The organism is Burkholderia sp. DN3021 (assembly GCF_049805555.1).
GTDB lineage: Bacteria > Pseudomonadota > Gammaproteobacteria > Burkholderiales > Burkholderiaceae > Burkholderia > Burkholderia pyrrocinia_C.
The window spans coordinates 1-601 of sequence record NZ_JBNCAB010000271.1; the positions used below are offsets into that span (position 1 = coordinate 1).

1 pseudogene is annotated in these 601 nt (G+C 74.5%); it reads left to right on the forward strand.

Features of this window, described 5'->3' with window-relative positions:
• Positions 1-26: 26 nt before the first annotated feature.
• Positions 27-601 (forward strand): annotated as a pseudogene (locus ACPUER_RS37045) (hypothetical protein); the annotation flags it as partial.

Sequence of the window (601 nt, forward strand, 5' to 3'; positions counted from 1 at the left end):
GCCCCGGACGCGGGGAGGTTGAGCAGATGCTGGAGAGCGCGGCGGCGCTGTACGTGCGCGGCGCGGCGCTGGACTGGGCAGCGTTGCATCGCGTCGACCGGCCGGTCAAGGTCGCGTTGCCGACCTATCCGTTCCAGCGCAAGCGCTACTGGGTCGAACCGGACGATGCCGAGACCGCGGGCGGTGCGCCTGGCGTCGCGGTGTCCGGGCTCGGCGCGCGGGTCGACGTCGCGGACGGCACGATCGTGTTCGAGCAGCGTTGCAGCGCGCGCAGCCACGCGTTCCTGCGCGACCACCGGTTGTCCGGAGCGATCCTGGTGCCGGGCAGCTTCTACCTGAGCCTCGCGCTCGAAGCGTGCGACGCGTTGGGCGACGGCGTCGCGACGGGCGTGCGCGACGTGGTGTTGAGCGCGCCGCTGCGCCTCGCCGAGGACGAGACCCGGGTGATCCAGCTGGTCGTCTCCGCGCCGGCGAACGGTGCGCGCTGCTTCGCGATCCACAGCCGGGGCGACGCCGCGCGCGCAGAAGCGGGCTGGACCGAGCATGCGCGCGGCGAGGTGGCGCGGGTCGCGCGCGAAGCCGGCGCGCCGCCGTTCGACGC